Annotated in this window: 23 protein-coding genes; 6 read left to right on the top strand and 17 right to left on the bottom strand. The window is 58.2% G+C overall.

Annotation, left to right across the window (positions count from 1 at the left end; translation table 11 throughout):
• Positions 1–161: 161 nt before the first annotated feature.
• The 17 genes from Q1A20_RS23665 to Q1A20_RS23585 form a co-directional block, all read right to left on the bottom strand.
• Entirely contained in the window at positions 162–944 is a 783-nt protein-coding gene (locus Q1A20_RS23665) for a hypothetical protein (protein WP_299919115.1), read from the bottom strand.
• A gap of 176 nt (positions 945–1,120) precedes the next feature.
• Positions 1,121–1,558 carry a GPW/gp25 family protein gene (locus Q1A20_RS23660; protein ID WP_299410792.1) on the bottom strand — a complete coding sequence of 146 codons (438 nt, stop codon included), beginning with the start codon at positions 1,556–1,558 and terminating at the stop codon, positions 1,121–1,123.
• Position 1,559: 1 nt separating this feature from the next.
• Entirely contained in the window at positions 1,560–1,850 is a 291-nt protein-coding gene (locus tag Q1A20_RS23655; RefSeq protein ID WP_298976488.1) for a PAAR domain-containing protein, read from the bottom strand.
• An 11-nt stretch (positions 1,851–1,861) separates the two neighbouring features.
• The gene (vgrG, locus tag Q1A20_RS23650; protein ID WP_299410790.1) at positions 1,862–3,628 is read right to left on the bottom strand and encodes a type VI secretion system tip protein VgrG; all 1,767 of its coding nucleotides are present in this window, start codon (positions 3,626–3,628) and stop codon (positions 1,862–1,864) included.
• Positions 3,629–3,631: 3 nt separating this feature from the next.
• Complete coding sequence (locus Q1A20_RS23645) at positions 3,632–4,321, bottom strand: peptidoglycan-binding protein (protein ID WP_299410788.1); 690 nt, start codon at positions 4,319–4,321, stop codon at positions 3,632–3,634.
• Positions 4,322–4,324: 3 nt separating this feature from the next.
• Positions 4,325–4,498, bottom strand: coding sequence for a hypothetical protein (locus tag Q1A20_RS23640; protein WP_298976492.1), 174 nt, complete (start codon positions 4,496–4,498; stop codon positions 4,325–4,327).
• A complete protein-coding gene (locus Q1A20_RS23635) occupies positions 4,498–4,953 on the bottom strand; it encodes a phage tail protein (RefSeq protein ID WP_299410787.1) in 456 nt (151 codons plus the stop codon). The genes Q1A20_RS23640 and Q1A20_RS23635 overlap by 1 nt, the downstream gene beginning before the upstream one ends.
• Before the next feature lie 4 nt (positions 4,954–4,957).
• The gene (locus tag Q1A20_RS23630) at positions 4,958–5,416 is read right to left on the bottom strand and encodes a phage tail protein (RefSeq protein ID WP_298976495.1); all 459 of its coding nucleotides are present in this window, start codon (positions 5,414–5,416) and stop codon (positions 4,958–4,960) included.
• A gap of 29 nt (positions 5,417–5,445) precedes the next feature.
• A complete protein-coding gene (locus Q1A20_RS23625; protein ID WP_299410785.1) occupies positions 5,446–7,620 on the bottom strand; it encodes a cadherin-like domain-containing protein in 2,175 nt (724 codons plus the stop codon).
• A gap of 13 nt (positions 7,621–7,633) precedes the next feature.
• Positions 7,634–8,368, bottom strand: coding sequence for a hypothetical protein (locus Q1A20_RS23620; RefSeq protein WP_299410783.1), 735 nt, complete (start codon positions 8,366–8,368; stop codon positions 7,634–7,636).
• On the bottom strand, positions 8,368–9,024 hold the full coding sequence (locus Q1A20_RS23615) for a DUF4255 domain-containing protein (protein ID WP_299410782.1): 657 nt from the start codon (positions 9,022–9,024) through the stop codon (positions 8,368–8,370). Before Q1A20_RS23615 ends, Q1A20_RS23620 begins: the two co-directional genes overlap by 1 nt.
• A 93-nt stretch (positions 9,025–9,117) precedes the next feature.
• Positions 9,118–9,714: a hypothetical protein gene (locus Q1A20_RS23610; protein ID WP_299410780.1), complete on the bottom strand. Its 597-nt coding sequence runs from the start codon at positions 9,712–9,714 to the stop codon at positions 9,118–9,120.
• Positions 9,711–11,405: a transporter substrate-binding domain-containing protein gene (locus Q1A20_RS23605; RefSeq protein WP_299919109.1), complete on the bottom strand. Its 1,695-nt coding sequence runs from the start codon at positions 11,403–11,405 to the stop codon at positions 9,711–9,713. Before Q1A20_RS23605 ends, Q1A20_RS23610 begins: the two co-directional genes overlap by 4 nt.
• Positions 11,402–12,169, bottom strand: a complete 768-nt coding sequence (locus tag Q1A20_RS23600; RefSeq protein ID WP_299919106.1) for a bifunctional 2-polyprenyl-6-hydroxyphenol methylase/3-demethylubiquinol 3-O-methyltransferase UbiG — start codon at positions 12,167–12,169, stop codon at positions 11,402–11,404. The genes Q1A20_RS23605 and Q1A20_RS23600 overlap by 4 nt, the downstream gene beginning before the upstream one ends.
• Before the next feature lie 23 nt (positions 12,170–12,192).
• Positions 12,193–13,434, bottom strand: coding sequence for an ABC transporter substrate-binding protein (locus tag Q1A20_RS23595; RefSeq protein ID WP_299507525.1), 1,242 nt, complete (start codon positions 13,432–13,434; stop codon positions 12,193–12,195).
• A gap of 44 nt (positions 13,435–13,478) precedes the next feature.
• Positions 13,479–14,066, bottom strand: a complete 588-nt coding sequence (locus Q1A20_RS23590; protein ID WP_299410774.1) for a DUF4157 domain-containing protein — start codon at positions 14,064–14,066, stop codon at positions 13,479–13,481.
• A gap of 107 nt (positions 14,067–14,173) precedes the next feature.
• Positions 14,174–14,869, bottom strand: coding sequence for a DnaA N-terminal domain-containing protein (locus tag Q1A20_RS23585; RefSeq protein ID WP_299410772.1), 696 nt, complete (start codon positions 14,867–14,869; stop codon positions 14,174–14,176).
• Between the two features lie 387 nt (positions 14,870–15,256).
• Between Q1A20_RS23585 and Q1A20_RS23580 the strand changes: the two genes are divergently transcribed.
• From Q1A20_RS23580 to Q1A20_RS23555, 6 genes are all read left to right on the top strand, one after another.
• Positions 15,257–16,567 carry an AAA family ATPase gene (locus Q1A20_RS23580; protein ID WP_299410771.1) on the top strand — a complete coding sequence of 437 codons (1,311 nt, stop codon included), beginning with the start codon at positions 15,257–15,259 and terminating at the stop codon, positions 16,565–16,567.
• Positions 16,564–17,628: a ParB N-terminal domain-containing protein gene (locus tag Q1A20_RS23575; protein ID WP_299919101.1), complete on the top strand. Its 1,065-nt coding sequence runs from the start codon at positions 16,564–16,566 to the stop codon at positions 17,626–17,628. Before Q1A20_RS23580 ends, Q1A20_RS23575 begins: the two co-directional genes overlap by 4 nt.
• Before the next feature lie 153 nt (positions 17,629–17,781).
• Entirely contained in the window at positions 17,782–18,012 is a 231-nt protein-coding gene (locus Q1A20_RS23570) for a hypothetical protein (RefSeq protein WP_299410767.1), read from the top strand.
• A complete protein-coding gene (locus tag Q1A20_RS23565; protein ID WP_299410765.1) occupies positions 18,012–18,224 on the top strand; it encodes a hypothetical protein in 213 nt (70 codons plus the stop codon). The genes Q1A20_RS23570 and Q1A20_RS23565 overlap by 1 nt, the downstream gene beginning before the upstream one ends.
• Before the next feature lie 291 nt (positions 18,225–18,515).
• Positions 18,516–19,127, top strand: coding sequence for a GNAT family N-acetyltransferase (locus Q1A20_RS23560; protein ID WP_299919099.1), 612 nt, complete (start codon positions 18,516–18,518; stop codon positions 19,125–19,127).
• 153 nt (positions 19,128–19,280) lie between these two features.
• Positions 19,281–19,835, top strand: coding sequence for a DUF4202 domain-containing protein (locus Q1A20_RS23555; RefSeq protein WP_299410762.1), 555 nt, complete (start codon positions 19,281–19,283; stop codon positions 19,833–19,835).
• Positions 19,836–19,847: the final 12 nt, after the last annotated feature.

The raw sequence follows: 19,847 nt of genomic DNA, 5'->3' as shown, positions 1-19,847 counted from the left end.
AGTCTTTAAGCACAACAACCGCGGAATTAGGAGCATGTAGTCAGGTCGGAGGTCATTGCCCACCAAGCGGAGGCATCTGTTAATAACGTATTCGGCAACCTAAATTCCCCCGAAAGTAGAGTGCAGCAACCATTGGTTTGGCGCAAGACAAAGGTTCCCGCCTAGGGCGAATTATCCGACAGGAATACGGCTGAAAGTGTCCCTACGTCACTCTCAATCGAAAAAATGCCTCCAAAGGCCTCTGGCGGGGCCGGACGATCCTGATTGGCGAATTGCATCGACTCGAAATTCGACCGCGCGGGAACGACAGAACGCCCGGTGATGAACGGGCTGACTTTGCGACCCTCTTCGGTCACCACCTTTATGTTGCCCTGACCGCTGCTGACCACGCGGGTGCCGCAAACGCCCAGGTTGGCCCAGGTCAGGCTCTCAAAGGGAAGGGCGTTGCCGTCGGTTGTCTCCAACGCTGAAATGGTGAAAAGCGCCCGGCCCGAGCCATACCCGATATCGGCGTTGAACCGGCCTTGTGCGGCTGAGGATTCCACGGTGCCGTCTGCGAGAAAGAGATTCAGAGACAGTTGGACGGGACCACTATAAAGCGCCCGGCCCGTGGTCGGAATTTCGAAACCCGCCGCACTTGTCCCCACAACAAGAGGGCCTGCATAGTCGATGCGCTCCGCCCGGTAGGTCATATCGTAGACCGCAGGCAGCGTGTCGGACTTGGGGAACCCCGCCCGGGGCGTGATCGTGCTGCGCCGAGACCCACTAAAGCCGCCCTCGCTGAGCTGTGACAAACGCCGGATTTTGCTGTCGTCGAAATTCAGATTGCGCGGCAGCCCGCTGTTGCGCGGCACACCGGTGATCGAAAACATGTCATAGCCTTCGGTGACCGTGACCTGACGCAGATAGGCACCAATCAGGCGCTTGCCTTCAAGTTTGGTCACTTCACAGGGAACAATTGGCGCCAGTCCCAACCGTTCACCGACTGCGCTGGATTTGAAGGCATCGATCGGCCCGCAACTGGTCAGCGCCAAAGCAGTGGTCGTGAGGATGAGACAAGGACGTCGCCCGCATCTTTTCATAATGGTAATTATGTTGTTTAAACCTGCCACGATCCGGATTACTCCACCGGGATCGGCAAATCGGAAACCAGTGTGCCTTCTCGGATATAGTACGGGAAAACCATATTGTGGCGGGTGTTGGTCTGGTTGACCGTATATCCAAGCTCGACCCGCAGAACCCCGTTGGCCCAATCACTGGGCACGACCGACACCGACTTCAGCGTGATGCGCGGTTCAAAAAACAAGATGGCCTGTGTGATGGCAACTCGGATGGCCGCCTGGGTTTCACCGTTCATTGGCTCAAAGACAAGGTCGTGCAGTTTGCACCCGTAGGTCGGATGCATGACCCTTTCCCCCGGGCGGGTTTCCATCAGAATGCGCAGGCTCTCAACAATGTCCTCTTCGGCCTGGGAGAGATAGGCCTGCCCGGTGTGGCCATCAAACCGGGGCGGGAAAGACCAGCCGCGCCCCAAAAACGAAGGATCGTTCTGCGCCATCTCAGCCTCCGATCAATACGGTTGGGGCGCCAAGGACAATGGCACCGCCATGAGAGGTTGTATCGCCCATGCGGGCGGCGGGTTTGCCGCCGATCATGACTGTGGCCGACCCTTTGGCGATGGTCGAAGGCGGCCCGACGCAGGTGCAATTGTCGCCCACAACCGCCGCGGGCAAGCTCACGATCAACACCGTTGCCTCACCGGGTCCGATGATCGGACCGCCCACATGCGGCACGACACCCGTCACCATCGGGCAGGTCTGCATATCGGTCAGTCTGGCGGCGGGTGGCATGGCATGTCCTCCTAGTTGATCATCACAATGGCGCCCTTGACCACCGTTTGCCCGCTTGCGGACAATTCTGCGCCAGCATTGCCGGAGGCAGTCAGTTGTGTGTTTGCGGTCAGGGACACGTTCATACCCTCAACGGTGGCGTCCCCGGTGGCCTGAAGGGCAATGTTCCCGGTGGCTTTCAGCGTGATGTCCCCGGGGCTGTCCAGGGTGATGCCGGCACTGGCCATTTCCATGGAATTGCCGTTGCTGTCGGTGATTGTGATGGTCTGAGCCTCATCGTCGAGCACAACGCTATGCCCGCCCGGTGTTTCCAGCGTCAGGATTTTCTTTGCGTCCTCGAATTCGATCTTGATCAGCGATTTGCTGACAATGGCCTTATAGGTGTTGGGTTCATCCGGCGCATAGGGTTGCGCATTCGATCCATTGTGCAGCGATCCAAGGATCACGGGGGCATTGGGATCCGCGTTCAAAAAGGCGACAACAACCTCGTCATCCACTTCGGGCATGAACTGAATGCCCGCATCTGCCGTCGAATAGGGGGCTGCATAGCGCGCCCAGACCAGCGTATCCTTCTCTCCAAACATCGGCAGGTTGATCTGTACACGCAATCGGCTGTCTGGGTCTTCGGTGATCTTGACGACCTTCCCGATCTGCAAACCGTGGATGGGCGTGGTCAACCCGGCGGCATCTGCCCCTCCCAGATCGGAAGTGTCGGAGCGCCAATCCCCCGGCAACCCCAGCGTGACTTCCGTGCGCCACTCACCGTCTTCGATAGTGTTCTCGACAGCGGACACATAAGCTTTGCCACCAAAACGATCGCCCACCCCGGTGAGCTCAAGAACCGTGTCCGGCAAGGGCAGCGCACTGCCGATAAAGCTGCACCGCCCCTGCAAGGCCGACAGGGAGGATCGCAGGGTCCGTGCGGATGCCATAACGCCGATATCCGCTGCATCAATGATATCGGGGACCGCGAAGTGATGCTCTTGCGCGCCAATCACATCGGCAAGCGCCGTGCTGGTCAGATTGCCCCAGTTTTGCGTCGGCAGCGCATCACCATCTTTTGAGACCGTCTCCTGCGCACTATCGTCCCAGGACGTGCCGGAAGCGGCCCCCAGCAAATGCCCGGTATCGGCGGCAACATCAAAGTCAATGATGTCTACCCCCAGGGTCAGGGTCAAAACCGCCGACCCGCTATCATCCGGTTCCTTGGCAGTGACTGTGCCCGCCTCCGCGAGCAGGATGAACCCATTGCGGTCCGCCAGCGCCCGCAGGAAATCCCAATCTGTCGTGTTGTTTTGCAACTGATCCCGCGCGCTGGTCGAGGTCGCGCTGACGTCCGCAGTGAGCCCGGCATCCGATATGATCTGGGACATTGCGTCACTGTCTTTCTGGGCCATGAACTGCGCGGTTTTCTCGATCACGTTCAACGCAGCGGCCTTGTCACGGCAGGTCAGGATCATGCGCGGCGGATGCGGATTGCGAATGCGCATCCGCTTGCCGTAGATCACGCCCTTGAAGATCTCCCCGGGGGTGCCCGAGCCGTAATAGGCCGAAATCTCGATTTCCTTGCCGAGGTCAAAACCCGTGCTGTCGATGGCGTCGAACTCATTTGTCGCGATGGACCCGGTCTCGATGGTCACGACCGCCTCCGGAATACGCCCGATTTTCTTGAAAACCTTCACCGAAGCAACCATCAGGGAATCTGCAATCGCGGTACCATCCACCTTGATCGTGACCCCAACGGGACCGTCGGCATTCGCTGTCGGGCTATCGGCCATGATTTACCTCACTGGCGGGAAGCGCAAAAGCGTATTAGGCGCCAGCGTCCGGAAATTGTCGAGATTATTCAACCGCGCCACTTCCATATAGCGTGAGGCATCGCTGTAAATTTTCTGGCACAGAAGCGGCAGAGTATCGCCTTCGCGCACACGAACCACATGGGTCATGTCCGGCGAAGATCGGCCCGCTTCGCGCGCTTCCTGTGCCTCGGTCACGGCCTCGACAAATGACAGGGTGATCTTGGCTCGAAGTGCCGCACCCTCCGGATGAAACAAGGTGTAGTCGACGGACATGCTCGTCAGGCGTCCAAAGAAAGCCTCCAGCCCCTCGCCCCAGACAACCTTGACCGGATTAGGCTCATGCGTGTCCCCATCGTAATCATAAGCAATGTCGCGCAGTTTCACGATCTGATCGGCAACCGTGGTCTCGCGCGTGCTCTCCACCACACCGGTGCCGTCCAGGGTGATGGAGAAATCCAGTTTCTCCGGTTCGGTACTGGAAAACTTGGTGATTGCCGCGGATTTGCCGATGGCACCAGCGCCCCCCGCTGGCGACGCGCCAGAGTATTTCAGACCCAGTTTGTGGGTATATTTTTCGGGGTTGATGGTCGCTTCAAAGGTGTTGTCATCGCCGGATTGCTCCTCGATCTGATCATTGTTGATCTTGCAGCGAATGATCTTGAGCTTGGCCACCGATTACCTTTCCTGCGCGCGGCGGTGTGCTTCTTCGATCATGTCGCGCATCTCATCGATCATCGTCCGACGCATCAGCATCAGCTGTTCTTCGAGCTCCTGCGGGCTCACACCCCCCTGCCCCGCGCTCTGACCAAATGTGCCGCGCACCACAAGACTGCCAATTTCCACCGCCATTACATCATCCTCTTGATCGTCGTGTAGGACAGCTCGATTGTCTCAATCGCCAGCTCGTTTTTCATGGCGTCCAGATTGCTCACGGTCCACTTGATCGGATAGGCATTCCCAATCGACCAGCTTGTCACGGGGATCTGGTTTTCGCTCAAGAGCGACACAACCATGTCCTTTGGCACGATGGCATCGGAGAAATCGCCCTCAAGCGTGGATTTGCACCAATGCACAAGACCACTGGCCATTGTTGTCACCGCACGCTTGAGCACGAGATTGGGATGTTTCACCGATTTGGGCAGCTGGTGGACAAAGCGATTTTCGCCCCCCTCCACCAGCGGTTCCAGATCAATGGAACTCTCCAGTCCGGACACCTCCTGAAACGCCATATCGGGCACCGGTGGGATCAATCCCACAAAGGACACCACGAAATGAAACGCGACGGGAGGGTCCATCAACTGCATGAGATTACGCGTTCTCTATGACGAACCCTTCATGCGCGATCTCGATGCTCTCCACCGCGACCTCATTGCCCTCAGCCTTCAGGTCGGTGCCCGTCACCTTGACCGGGAAGGCATTTTGCACCTTCCAGACCATCGTCGGGGCCTGCGCCTCATCCAGCAAGGAGATCGTCAGCGCCTTGCGGGTGATCGTATTCATCTTGATCTCCGCAAACCAATCCCAAATGGCATTGTCCTTGACGAACACGCCTTTCTTCATGGTGATATTGCCGGTTTTCAGCATGCCGGGCATCTTGATCGTGGAAAACACCGGGTTATTACCCGCTCGGTATTCCAGCGGCTGGGTTTCGATATCGAGGCCGGAAACCTCCTGAAACGCCAACTCCGTATCGTCCCACTTTACCTGAAAGTGGAACTTTGGAAGCGGCCAAACCGCCTGTGTCTGGGCGGAACCATCATCTGCCATAGTCTTCGTCCTTTATGATATGTCGTGTCTTACGATTTCTGCATTTGCTGCTGGAAGGTGACTTCGATGAATTCCGCAGGGCGCGTCACCGCGACCAACACGGTGATCCGCAAAATCCCCTCCAGAATGTCGACCGGCGTCATGGTTTCGCCCAGACCCACATGCACGCTGAAGGCGTCCGTGGGCACAGCGCCCGCCAGGCCGCCCGCTTTCCAGACCGACGTGAGGAAATTCTCGATCATTGAGCGCATAGTCACCCAGGTCTGCGCCGTATTGGGTTCAAACACATAGGCTTTGGAGGCCAGCCGGATCGATTCCTCAATCATGATCATCGTGCGGCGCACGTTGATGTAACGCCAATCCAGGCTGTTGCCATCCAGCGTCCGCGCGCCCCAGACCAGGGTCCCCTCCCCCACAAACGGCCGGATGGCGTTGATCGATTTACCGGTGGTGGAGACGTTGAGGTTTTCCTGTTCCTCGTGGTTGATGTTGACCTTGGGCCCGACCACGGAATTCACCGACACATTGGCGGGGGCTTTCCAGACACCGCGGTTGGCATCGACCGCCGTGTAGATCCCGGCCATGGCAGCCGCGGGCGGCATCCCGTTCATATAGGCGGTGATCTCATTCATCACATCCGTATAGAGCAGCACCGTGGCGCGCAGCGTCTTGTCGATTGTCGCAGCTGATGGATTGTCGAATACCGGGCCTGTGACCGGCCCGTCCATCAGAACCCGCAGCAAGGCAGGCGCGGTCTCCGCCCCGTCACCGGCGACAATCGTGTAGCTTGCGACGGCTTCGGGGCCCGCAAACTCAGGATCAGGCTTGAAGGTCACCTTGCCTGCCTTGCCGACCGTCCAGTCACCAACACCTTTCTGGGACTTTGCCTTGCCCTCGGCATCGTCGGAATCCATGAGCTTCACGGTCGCCTTATCCGCACCGGGATGATCCGCGGGTACGTCGATTTCAACGGCGGTACCCGCCTCCACGGCATCGGGATCAAGCAGCCCACCAACGACTTCGACGTCGATGGTCTTGGCATCTGTCGCGATCCCGTTCTTGTCGGTGACGATCAGGTCGAACTTGCCCTTGGCACCCGCGGTCGCCGTGTGAACAAAGGACACCTTGCCCGCTTTCAGATCCGCCTGGGTAAAGCTCGTGGCATCCGCGCCGTCGACTTTAAGCGCACCGGCCATGTCATCGGTGCCGCCGTCCAGCTGATAGATCAGATCTTCATCGCCGGTGTCGTCGTCCTCTGACACAACATCCTTTTCGGTCACCGCCACCGTGCCGCCCCGCGTCACCGACAGCGTAAAGTCACCGGCCAGAACTGGCGCGCCGACGCGGTCAATCTCAGGCGAGATTTCCGGGTCGCGCTTGACGCTGCGCTTCATCAGCCCGATGAGCATCTTGCGGCTCTTGGGGTCGATGTTTTCAAAGTTGAAATCACGCGACTGGAAAATCGAGGTATCGAGCCACGGATAGTAGGCCGTGCCAAAGTCCAGATCGTTGATCCCGATGTCATTGCGGAACGTGGCAACCGGGTTGCCCAGAGGATCGGCCTGCGCCAGATGCCCGCCCGAAATATCGAGAATCGCAAAGCGGTTCTTCATATCCGATCCGCAATGCTTCAGCATCGCCTGCTGCACCTTTACCGCGTTCTGACGCACCATGCGCGTGGTCTCCGGAATGACCACCATCGTGGGCTCCGGTTCTTTTTTCAGCAGGGTAATCCCGGCCATGATCTTATTGGCGTCGATCTCATCATCGGCATAGGTGCCGACGGAAACGATGTAGCAGGGCCCGCCGCCGTTCTGGAAAAAGAGCCGCATCGCCCCGTAAAGCGCATAGGCCTTGTTGGTCTGCTTGAGCTCATATTCTTCCTGACCCTGTGGGCCCTGGGTGGTGAATTTCGCACGTGGCAAGGCGGCCGGTTTCGCGGCACCCTCAGGTGAAAGGGGCGAAACGTCGTCGAATTCCGCCCAGGGCACGATCTCGAACTTGGGGTCAGGCGCATAGCCGAAATAGCTGTGGAACTCCGACATGGACGTGATCCGCCACGGCGTGTTCGACAAGGAAACGTTACCGTTTACCGCTTTCTCGGTGTAACCGATAAAGGCCGGAACGGCGGTTGCGACCTGCACAACCGAATTGGGGAATGCGTTTTTCTCAACGATGTAAACGCCCGGCGTCTTCATGGCCATCTTCAGCTCTCCTTCACCATAGTGAGACGTAAATGTCTGATTGCAGGCGCGCAGCGCCGCCCTGCTCTTCTTCGATCGGTTTGAACGAAATCCCCGCTGCGGGAAGGACTGGTACAAGTGTTTCGGGCCCGAACGCACTGGGCCGCTGTAATGTGAATTTCTGATCCGGGCGGGCGCGGGCCGGTACCGGCACATCCGAGCGGATGACAAAAGCCTGCTGACCATTGGGCAGGATCACCTGGCCCTGCGCGGAAAAGGAGACATGTGCCTTCGGGTCAACGACCTCGAGGTCTTCGATGTTTTGCCCACCGGTCACATGATAGGCCCAGAGTGCTTCGACGGCCTCAAACGACAGATCGAAGGATCGCGTCGCATCATGCGCCATCGCAAAATTAAGACGGGCAAGCCGCTCTGCACGGTGCTGGGGCAACTTGTCCTGGGCCTGATCCGGATCCAGGGTCAGCGCCTCTGTGTCGAGGCTCAGATCGAACATCAGGACATTGCGCCAGTCAGCACCCTTGGTGACCACAAACACATCCGGCGTCTGGGCCAGCACGTCCAGCGACAGTGTGTCGGGATGGGCCTCGGCATCATCTGCCAGAACCTGAACGGTGTTGCCACGCTGGCGGATCAACAGCCCCGCCTTGTCAAAAGCTGGCGCATCGGCGGGCCTGACTTGCAACGGAATGGCGTCCGATCCGTAGTACTCATGTGCCAGCGACAGGGTCAGGATTGATCGGTAGGCCATCAGGATGCCTCCCCGCCCTGCCCGGCCGATTGCCCGGGTCTGGTGATCAGCGGCACAACTTCGGAGACAACGCCCGCGTCGATCATCACAGAGCGCATCTTGAACATGACCGACGGGACGTAGCGCCCGCCCAGATTGCCCCACATCTGACCCATCTCTTCAACGCGGAGGTTGGAGATGTCGAGACTCAACTGGCTCAAACCCTGCGGCATGTCTGGCGTGTTGCGCGGTGTCATCACCGGGTTGGCCTGAAAATAGGTCAGCGCCGCGGAGATCAGTTTGAGCCCCTCGGCATAGGTTTCGGCGTCATAGGCGGAGGCCAGCATGAAATAGATATCAAGGTGGATCGCCTGGGCCTGCATCACCTGTACCGAGCCGCGACTGGCCCCGGTGCGCGGCGTTGCGTCCTGGGCGATGTTTGTCAGAAACAGGACCAGCCGGTTGCGCGCATCCGCAGCCGGTTTACCTTCGGCATCGGTCAAGGGTGACAGACTCACCAGATCGTCCTGCACGCCGTAGCGCGCCGCCAAATGGCTATTGAGGCGTTGCGCCACAAGTCCCAAGGCAAGATCGATCACAAGCCTGTCGTTCCCATCGCAATGGTCTTGATGAATGTGCCAGGTCCAGAAAATCCGACCGACATCGACAGCCCCCAAAACAGTTTCCGTAACGGCAGCGTAGACATGCTGCCGCAGAAATCAACTCATGAGTGAACAATCTTTTGGCGATCACTATTCGTCAAGACCAACTTAAGAGCGAATGATACTTTTGCTGATGCTGGTCACGATCAATCCCGTCGTGATGAACCAGAGCGCCACATACATATATGTGGTGAGCAGAAACAGCGGGCTGTTGCCGCTGGCAATCACGATATTGGCGCGCCCGACGATCTCATCCGCACCAATCACCGAGGCGGTTGCGGAGGCCATGATGATGATCAGGAAGTACTGTACCCAGGCGACGATAAAGGTCTCGCGCGCGCCATGCACACCCGCTGACTTCTGGCGGAAATACCCCACCGTCTGGTCGGACGCGAAGCCGATCACCGGAAACGTCAAGGCAAGCGTGGCCTTGAGCCAGAGCGGCACTTTGTAGATTGCTTCCCCGATCTCCACCTCCGAGGGCAGCATGAAGGCCATGTAGAACATCAACACAAAGCTGGGCACATTGCGGCAGACATCCGTGGCCAGCCGCGCCGGTTTGCCAATAAATCCGCCCCGCGCACGTAAGCTGCCAATCGCCAAGCCCACGGTCGTGCCAAAGGTCATCGACAGCGCCGAGATCAGCAAGTTCATCGCGAAGCCGCCGGCCAGATAGGGGGTGCGGTCGATCAGAACATCGATCATTCGCTCAACCCCTGCACAGTCGGTCGCGATATGGGCGCGCGCAGCAACACGCGCCGGACCCGCTGGAACAGCCAAAGCACGGACATGACAAAGACAAAATAGAGCACCAGCAGCCCGTTCATCAGCACGGAAGCATTGCCGCCTTCGGTGATGATCAGGTTCACCGTTGCAATCAGTTCTGTCAGGGCGATGGCACTGGCCATACCTGCCGCTTTGACAATATTCACGCAGGTGGAGACCAACCCGTCATAGGACCGGATCAAAGCCTTTGGCAAAGCATGTATGAGGTCGGCTTCGGGGTGTGCCGCGCGCTCCTGCTGCAGACCGTGGGTGATCAGCACCGCATTGGTGGCACCGGCGTAGAAGGAAAAGATCAGCGCCGCCGTCACAAAGGCGCCGGGCGTGACGTGACCGGCATTGCTCATCAGCCCGCCCAGACCGAAAAAGACAATATAGAGCTGCAGGATCGGCGGCGTCATCCGCGCCAGCGTGATGATCGCCAGAACAGGCGCCCGGAACAGGCGCCCCAGCAGGGCAGCCTGTGACAGGCCTGCGTTGATCAGACCCAGCGTGATGCCGATCAAGAGCGCCCCTAAAATCGCGCAGAGGCTCAGCGCCAGTGTCATGCCAAGTCCGCGGGTCAGCCGCGTGCGGTCGTATGCATCGAACAAAACGGACAAATCCCAACCGGTCGCGTCTTGGATCGCCTCGGCCCATGCCGGCACATCAACCGGCGGCGCGCCGGTGCGCAGCACATCCGTGGTAACACAGGTCGCCGTGTAATCGCCGGTCTCGGGATCACGGGCGCAGTAAAACCCGTCCTCCCCGCTCCGCGCCCATATTTCCTGCGCGGTTGTCAGATAGGGGTTCGGCAAAAGACCCCATTTATCCTGCAGTTCCAGAAATTTACCCTGCGCATGCCATTCTGCCATCAGGTCAGACAGGAACAGACCCCAATCCGCAGTTTCCTCACCCTGCGCCACAGCAATCGCCCAAGGTGTGGCCAGGATCGACGGCAATTTGACGGTAAAGTTTGCATCGGCCTCTTCTGCTGCCAGGCTGACAAGGGCGACATCGTCGAAGGCCCAGCCCACACAGGCGTCCTGACGCAAGGCCAGCAAAGCATCGCGTGAACTCGGGTAGTATTGCGCCGACACAAGGTAAGTGTCATCCAGAATACGGTTGAAATATGCCCCCTGCACCAGACACACGGGACGTCCACGCAGCTGCCCCCAATCGGTATAGGGATGATCGCTGCGCCCATAAAGCGCAACACCGCTGGCATAGTAGTTGGGTTGAATCAGCCCCGCTTGCCCCCTGCGCTCTGCCGTATCGCCCATGGTCGCGATCACCAGATCGATTTGCCCTTGATTGACACGGCCCAACCGGTTGTTGGAGGTCACCGGCACAAGATCCAGCGCCACGCCAAGCCGCGCCGCAATCGCACGGGCCATGTCGGGCTCGAACCCGACGATCCCGCCGTTGGACGGATCACGGTACCCCATCGGAGGATAGTCATCCTTGACCCCGACAATCAGGGTGCCGCGCCGCAATATGTGATCCAGACGTCCCTGCGGGTTCTCTGGCATCTCTGCCCGGCGTTCCGTGGCTGGCGTTTCAGCGGTTTGCGGCAGGACCGGTCCAGCGAGCAGCATCAGCCCCAACAGGCACAGCCGCATCAGACAGGTCACGCGGGCACCGCCAGCGCAATGATACCATACCCCCAGCGGGCCGGGCAGAACGGCGTTAGGACGCTGTCGACCCAGCGTGCAAGCGCGTTGTTCAGCAGCCAGCTCTCCGGCAAAACGCTCTCTGCTTTCAGACTGCGCAACTCGAAACCCGCCGCCGCCAACTCGCGACACAGGCGTGCGGGGTCAAACAGCTGGTAGGGCAAGACCACATGGGTGCCGTCCATGCGGCGTTCATAATGTATGGCACCACCTGCATCCGGACCGGCGACGCGCTGTTCGGCAAAGAAGCGGCGGGCCATGTTAGGCACTGATATCAGCAGGCGCCCGGTCTCTGGTTTCAGGGCACGATGCATCTGGCGCAGCGCATCATGACGCACCTGCGCATCCTCGATATGTCCGAGCACGCCGAAAAGACAGAGCACCACGTCTGCCTCCCCTACCCTTTCAATGTAGTTCTGCAAGGCGTCCGGCGCCGGACCCAAGATCGCCAGATCGTCCCAACCGATCTGTGCGGCGCGCTCTTTCAGGAGCGCGATGGCGGCCGGGCTGATGTCAAAGCCTGCGGCCTGTGCCACCTTGCCCTGCAGACGCAACAGATACCTGCCGCTGCCACAGCCGAAATCCACCAGATGGGTGGATGGCGATACGATATCGCAAATGCGCTGCCAGGTCGTTTTGTTCGGGCTGGGATACCGACGATCATAATGACCAGACGTGAAATATGCGTGGTACGACGAAGTGATGTCTTTACGGTCAGGAGCCATATCTGCGTCCTCATGGTCACGCATCAGTTCGGGGCCACAGTGCCAACGCCCAGATAGGCCTCAACCCGTTTGCGCCATTTGGGGTCGCGCATAAGCTCGATCATGGCTTTGTCGATGCCGCGGCGCAAATCACTTCGATCGCGCGAAACGCCCCACCCATAGGGTTCGTTTCGGTAGACCTTTGAATCCACGGAGATCCTGTCCAGATATTGATCCGTCCGCGACAGATAGGTCAGCGCCACCCAGTCCCCCAACACGGCCTCTACCTCGCCGCGGTCCAAAGCATCAACAGCCTCGGACCAGGATTGGTAGACAAGGCATGTGTCACTCTCATCGGCTGCGGTCGGCACGCTACACAAGGAGTGCGTCGTGTTTTCTTCGGTTTCGGGATATTGCGCGATCAAAAAGGCCTGAGCGGTCGACCCTTCTAGCGTGGCAATGCGCTTTTCCGGCAGCCGTTCGGCCGGTGTGACGTCCAATCCGCCGATGGACCCCACAAAAGCTGTGGTCAGCACGCCCAATATTGTCGCAGAGAGCACAGTGCCCAGAAGCGCCATGAGAATTTCCAGCAGTCGGCCCCAGCGGGTCCGGAATTGGTCGGACAGACCCTTGAGACCGATTGTGCGGACTAAGGCCTCAACCATGCTGTCGAACCAATGCCCAAGCCCGGTGTCGATCTCCTCCCCCGAGCCGCCCGCACGCAACGCCGCCCGGATCAACACGGCAAGCACGAGATTGATCGCCAGGAACACCAGAATTGCCCGAATAACCCCCGGTTGCGAAATGGTCTGCAGGATCACACCAGTGGCTTCGCTGAAATCAATTGCGCTGGTGGAACGATGCGCCAGCGTGAGACCGGACTGCAGGTATTGCTGTGAAAAATCAAACCCCTGCATCCGTTCTGCGGTGATGGTCAGGGGGGAGATGACCACATCCACCGCGCCGCTCTCTAGGGCGCGCAGATGATCATCGATGCTGTTACATAGAATGATGTCGCTTTTGGCCATCAACCCGTTTGAGGTCAATTCATGCTCAATCGAGGTCCAGATATCGACGGAAAACCCTTCATCGAGCCCGCTTGGACTGCGTGAGGTGAAGGGTTCGGCATTGCGGATGGCAACCACCACGTCGGCGCTGGCGTCTGGCGCCTGGCAGGACGCTGATGCACCCTGTGGAACAAGGGTTGCCGGGATCAAAACAAACAGTGCGACGCAGGCTGGCATCGGCAACAGACAGGATAGAAGCTTAAGAAGGTACTTTGGCATTGCGTGGGTGCGGTCCGTGAAAGCGTCAGGTTTTCGTACAGCGCCTAGTCACGCTCTAACGCATTTCCCTCTTGCATCGCCCGCGCGCCCATCACATCCGCCTCGCGTTCCAACCCGGCATCATCGTTCAGGGCCTGACCTGCAACCTGACCATTGGGTTGCACCCGCCCCTGCGCCTGTTGCGCCACATGCCAGGCTTCATGCGGCAGGTGGGTTTCCTGACCGGGCCCGAGGTGAATCGCCTGACCCTGCGCATAGGCATGCGCCTGCAACTGCGCCGGTCGTGAAGAATTGTAGTGCACTTGAACGCCGCTCATGTCGACGCCGGACAGCTGCTCAACCCCGCTTTGAAGCGAAGCCGGCAAACCCTGGGACGATCCATCACCAGCCTTCAACTGCACAGGGTCGGTGGCCAAAGATCCGTTCTTGGCTTTGCCTTGCAGCATTTCCTCGTCTTCGATGCGTTGAACAGGCTCTGCCGCGCGCTGAAGTGACTTGAGATTTTGCGGGTGACCGCTGGCATCCGCGTGTTGTTGCAGGTTCTCAAGCGGGGACCCCGCCACCGAGCGGCTTGCCGCTTGAGCCGCATTCCGGGGTTTCTGAGCCCGATCCGAAGCAAAAATATGAGCCATAATGTATCCCTTTTGAATACAACCGTAGCACGAAGATTATGCTATCGTCACCCGTCATGTGAAAAAGTTGATCACACCGATCTGCAGATAAGCTTTTGCGGTGCGCGCTATGGCTCAAATTGGACCTGATCAATCGGCCCCAATTCCGCTTCCACGACACCCGCAAGCAGGCGAATGTGGTGTGTCTCTATATAGCGCTGAACAAACACGCTGGGGGCTTTCAAGCGGAGTACCCCTTTTTCGAAACGGACAAAGCGCAGTCGTGTGAACCATGCTTCAAAGAGGTTGGGATGTTCCCGGGCCAGATTTGCCATCGCATTCTGCCAGGTGCTGGGTGTGGGATTTGGTGCGCGATCAGGTTCGGTTGGTCGCACATAGGTTTTCAACTGAACAACCTTGACCTCCTCTTCGCCATATCTTTGGCGCATACGATGATCAAAATCAGGCCCTACCAAAGACCAAGAGGGTTCTGAAAGCGCCGCGATCTGTCGGAAATTGAGGCTGTAGGCCCCTACCCTGCCCCGCACACCGCTGCGTTTGCAGATCAGCAGGTTGCTTTGCGTTAACCGCTTCATCTCGCGTTTAACCGTGCGTTCATTGACCGACCACATGCGCGCCATGTCGCGCTGTCCAACCGAAAGCTCATTTGTACGCCAATTGTAGCGCGCCGTGATCAATGCGATCAAACGCATCAACGAGGTCTGCAGTGTCTGCGACCCATTCAGCCCGGCAACGGACAAGGCCGTAAGCACATCATATTTCAGGGGCCCGGCTTCCGGTCCCGTCAGTTTTTGCGGTTCCATTTTGAATTTCTGCCCACTGCTTCTACAATCCTGTTTGCCTCGAATTCCGATCTCTCTGGACCGATTCCATTCACGGGTTAAGAAACGCTGAAATCCCGTATTTTGTCAACAGGACGCGAAAAACGGGAAAATCCGGAAAAAACTAAAAATATCAATTTGAAAGGGTATATTGGTTAAGGGTGACATTGATGCTGTCACCAAATCGTGCCCCTCGTGACACCGTATATCACCAAATCAGTCTCTGACTGTCACCAAATATTTCACAAGATGCGGCAATCTCCTGGTTCGGCGGGAAAACTCAGGATTTTGAGAAATCGAAAATTCCTTTTGCTCAAATCATGAAATCCCGTTATTCATCGAGCAACCCGAAAAAGCACGAGCAGCGCCATGAGAGACTTCAACGACCTTCTGACAATGAATGAACGCAGCCTGGCCCAGCAAGCTGCGGTGCGCAGGGCGACCTTTTCACCAGGTGAGGTGAAAGAGCTTCGACCCTTCTCGATCTGGGAGATCAGTCAGTTCATGTTCGATGTGCCGGCAGACACGCTGCGCAAGAAACTGGCGGAAGACCCTTCCCTGCCGCAGGGTTTGACAGAAGAAGATGGCCGACAACGCTGGTTTTCTTTGCAGGAGATTAATGAGCTGCGCCGCAGGGTGCGTTTTAGGGGGCGAGACCTGTTACCGGAGCGGCCTAAGGGGCGTGCGATGCGGGTTGCGGTTTCGAACTTCAAGGGGGGCGTTGGCAAGACTGTCGTGGCACAGCATCTCGCCAATGCCGCAGCACTCGACGGCTACCGCGTGCTGTGCATCGATTTCGACCCACAGGCCACCTTGACCCACTCGATGGGGATTACCGAGGTCAAGGAGTGGAATACGGTCTGGGGCATCATGTGCCGCGATCTCTGCCGCGAAGCGGATCGGATCATGGAGGGATATGACGATCCGGATGATTGCCCCTACCCGTCCTCTGATGAGTTGCCGGATGATGTGCGGTCGATTGGCGCACAACGGTTTCAGGATTTCATTCAGCCGACGTGCTGGCCGACCATCGACATTATCCCTTCCTGCGCCAATGCGGCCTTTGTTGAATTTGCCAGCGCGCAATACCGGTCGCTGCATAAAGCATGGAGCTTTTTTGGCTGTGTTGCGCGCTACCTCGATGAGCTGCCGGATGATCAGTATGACATCATCATTTTCGACTGTCCGCCAGCGATCGGCTATCAGTCCCTGAATGCGGCCTTTGCCGCGGACATCCTCTATATTCCGTCGGGCCCTGGATATTGGGAATATGACAGCACAACCAGTTATCTGGGACAGCTTGGCGATGCGATGGCGGACATCTCGGTGGGTTTCGCGTCGCTGGCGGCTGATGCGGGCATCACCTTGCCAAAACAGTTCAGCGATATTCGGTTGCTGATGACCCGCTACGAGGGCGCGAACCCGTTGCACCTGGCGATGATGGATGCGTTTCAGAATGTATTCGGCGCGGATGTCTGCGCCAACCCCATTGAAATGACGCGCGCGGTGGAGCAATCCGGCCGGTTCCAGATGTCCGTCTACGAGCAGGACTATCGTCAGATGACGCGGGAAACCTGGAAGCGCGCACGGCAAAGTTTTGATCGGGCCTACGCAGAATTTCGCACAACCGTGCTTGCGGCCTGGAAGCACAATGGAACCCGAAAGGAGGCCGCAGAATGAGCAGTAAAAATAAATTCGGCTTCGAACCCCTTGATGCAAAGCCCACCGGGGCCCGTCGCGAGCGTTCGCCGGGGCCCATGGGGGCTGCGGTGCGTGACGTGGCTGAAAGCCTGCAGGAGACGACTGAGGCCAAAGTGGCACAGCGCCGCCAAAATGCGGAGGACGCCAAAGCTTTCCGCGCTGCGCAAGAAGAGGGCAGGGTGCTCGTCCAGCTGGCGCTCAGTGACATTGCGACCGATGATTTGCCGCGGGACCGCTTGGAGCTTGAAGCCGTTGCTGCCTCGGATGAAATGGAAGAGCTGAAGGCGTCGATACGCGAGCGTGGGCAGAAAGAGCCGGTCGAGGTCTATCAGGGGCCTGATGGTCGCCATCAGCTGAAAAAGGGCTGGCGGCGGTTCACGGCGCTGTCGCAGTTGTTGAGCGAAACGGGCGAGCAAGATTTCGCGACAATCGTCGCGCGGGTGGAGCCGGGCCAATCGGATCGTATTTCGCGCTATGTGGATATGGTCGAAGAAAACGTTGTGCGCGAGGATCTGACCTTTGCCGAGATGGCCCAGGTGGCGATCACGGCAGCGCAGGACGATGGGATCGACGAAGCGGATCCGGCACAATTGGTCAATCGGCTCTATGGGGCGCTGCACAAGACAAAGCGATCTTATATTCGGAACTTCGTCTTTCTGCTCACCACTTTGGGCGATAGCTTGAAGTGGCCCAAGGCCGTCGCGCGGAACCTTGGCGTTGATGTGGCGCGGGTGATCGGCAGTGAAGAGAAAGCTGCGGAGCTTAGAGCGCAATTGGCGGAGTGCAGCACGCCCGAAGCGCAGAGCCGGGTTCTGTCGGGTTTTCTGGAGAGTGAGAAGAGGGGGCGAACGGCTGCGCCCAAGACGGTTCCCGCGAAACAGAAGTTCGAATTCTTCGTTGGTAAGACCAAGGTGACCGCTCGTCAGGGTGAGTGCCGTCTGGTGAGCGAGCGCGATTTCGCGACCATCCCCAAGGACCGCCTCGAAGACGCTGTGCGGGCGTTTGAAGAAGCACTCGGCATGGGCGTGACGGTGCGGTAATGCGTTGGGTTACCCGCGGGCAACCGGAGAATTTATGTTGTGTACAGTGCGGTTACCCACGGGTAACCTGACTAACGCGGAATAAATTATAAATAAAAACAACAAGTTAAGATGATTCTGTCTGATTGAACGCCTCGCGCGACCCATTTCCGGATGCTCATCGACGATGCCTACCGCTTATCTTTCTGTGACGAAGGCATTGACGCTTTTCTGCGGGCGTCGCGTATCGACGGGTTCAGGTCTTATCCCGGCTGGTTGGTCGGGTGGCTGTTTGCCGTTGATCGGCAGGCGGGCTTTGTGCTGTGGGAAGCGCATTTGCGCGAGACTGCAGCGGGGCAGGAAGATCATGCGCTTTGCCCACTGGGAGAGAGCCAAACGCCCTAATGATCGCGAACCAGGCCCATAAGGGCAGGGCGCGCACATCCACCGGGTTGCCCTCCTTCGATCTGCGTGTCGTCATCAGAAAAGTTCACGAAGAAATCAAAAAAGCACTGCGCTGTTGTACCTTCATTGTATGGCAGGACCGTTTCGAGCGTGTTGAGCCACAAGAACTGATCGTGGAGCACGAGCTGCGGGTGATGTGGGCGCGAGGGTGATCATCTAGGCGGTGGCACGGATAGAATTGGTCCTCATAAAGGCGTCTCCTATGATCGAGGTTTGAAAATGGGTCTGTTGGGGCCAGGGGAGCCAATGGCTGAAAGGTACCTTGCCCGCAACGCTGTCACCCCGAATTTTAGCCCCCTGTTCCGACGCAGAACAAACGGCACCATTTCGGGAAACACGGTCTTACAAGAATCGGTTGCCAATGTTGTAAAGAGGAGCCGGTTTGGCATGGGGGCTTGATGTGCGCGCCCGTTTGACCACACCGAGCAGTGAGAGGTGACCGCGTGAATGAAATCCGAAGAGCCACGCCTGCCGATGCCGACGCATTCTATCGCATATCGCTTGAAACGGGTCATCTTGGCGGCGATGCAACCCGTCTTTATGCTGACCCGAAGATGATGGGTCATATTTACTCCGCGCCCTATCTGCGATTTGAGCCGGATCTGGCATTTGTCGTGGGGCGAGAGAAAGAGGTTGCAGGCTTCTGCGTCGGAACGGCAGATACCTCGCGTTTCGAGACGCTGCTCGAAGCTGAATGGTGGCCGTCACTGCGTGCGCAGTATCCCAAACCCGATCAAGCCCTTCAGGCCACTTGGTCGGCGGATGCGCGGCGCAGCCATATGATCCATGTACCGGAAACAGCGCCTGCGGAGGTTGTGGCACGATTTCCCGCGCATATTCATCTCAATCTGCTCCCCGTGCTGCAGGGGCAAGGGATTGGCCGCCGATTGCTGCAGTATTGGGTGGAGGTTGCCACACAGTTTGGGGTCACCGCCGTTCATATCGTTGCCAACGCCAAAAACCCGCGTGCGCTCCGGTTTTGGCGCAGCCAGGGCTTCGATGAAATACCCTGCCCGCTTTCCCGAACGGTCTGGATGGGGCGTAACCTGTCTTAGTCGGACGGCAGCGGACCTCTTGAAGTTGCCTGTTCTCGTGGTCGGGCAGGGGACGCCAACAGTGTTTCAATCGCGCAGAACTATGTTAGCCTGAGACAAGGAACCAACCGTGTTCGCCGATGGGAACCTTTCACAAGACTGGAGCGCAAACGCATGACCGACAGGCTGAATACAGTTTTGGAAAAGATCGATGCGGCGAATGCAAAGGACCCGGATGGGGCCTGTCTGATCTATGGTCAAAGGATGAGCGCGGAGCTCGGGCGGCTGTTCGGGACAGATGTTTCCGAGGTGTTGCAGATTGCGGCGCGGGGGCAGCATATCGAGCGGTGGTTGTCCAAACGCACAGACTATCCAGAAGGGCGGGCGGGTTATTTGCAATGGCGTCGCGATCTTGGGCGTGCGCATGGCGAAAGACTGGCAGGTCTGATGGCGGATGCCGGTTATGACGCTGAAGATTGCGCGCGCGTGGGTGTTTTGCTGCGAAAGGAAGGCATCAAGCGGGATGCCGAGGTGCAGGCGCTGGAGGACACCATCTGCATGGTGTTCATGAAATGGTATTTCGCCGATTTTTCCAAAAAACATGCGGATGAAAAGGTGCTTGGCATCGTCACGAAAACGGCTCGAAAGATGTCCGCTGATATGCGGGCCCGTGTCCTGCAGGAATTCGATCTGCCGGGCGATTATGTCGAAGCCTTGAAGGCTGCCTAGTGGCGGTGGTTG

The organism is uncultured Roseobacter sp., assembly GCF_947501835.1.
Lineage (GTDB): Bacteria > Pseudomonadota > Alphaproteobacteria > Rhodobacterales > Rhodobacteraceae > Roseobacter.
The sequence above is the reverse complement of the archived record's forward strand: the minus strand, read 5'-3'. Positions and strand labels throughout refer to the sequence as shown.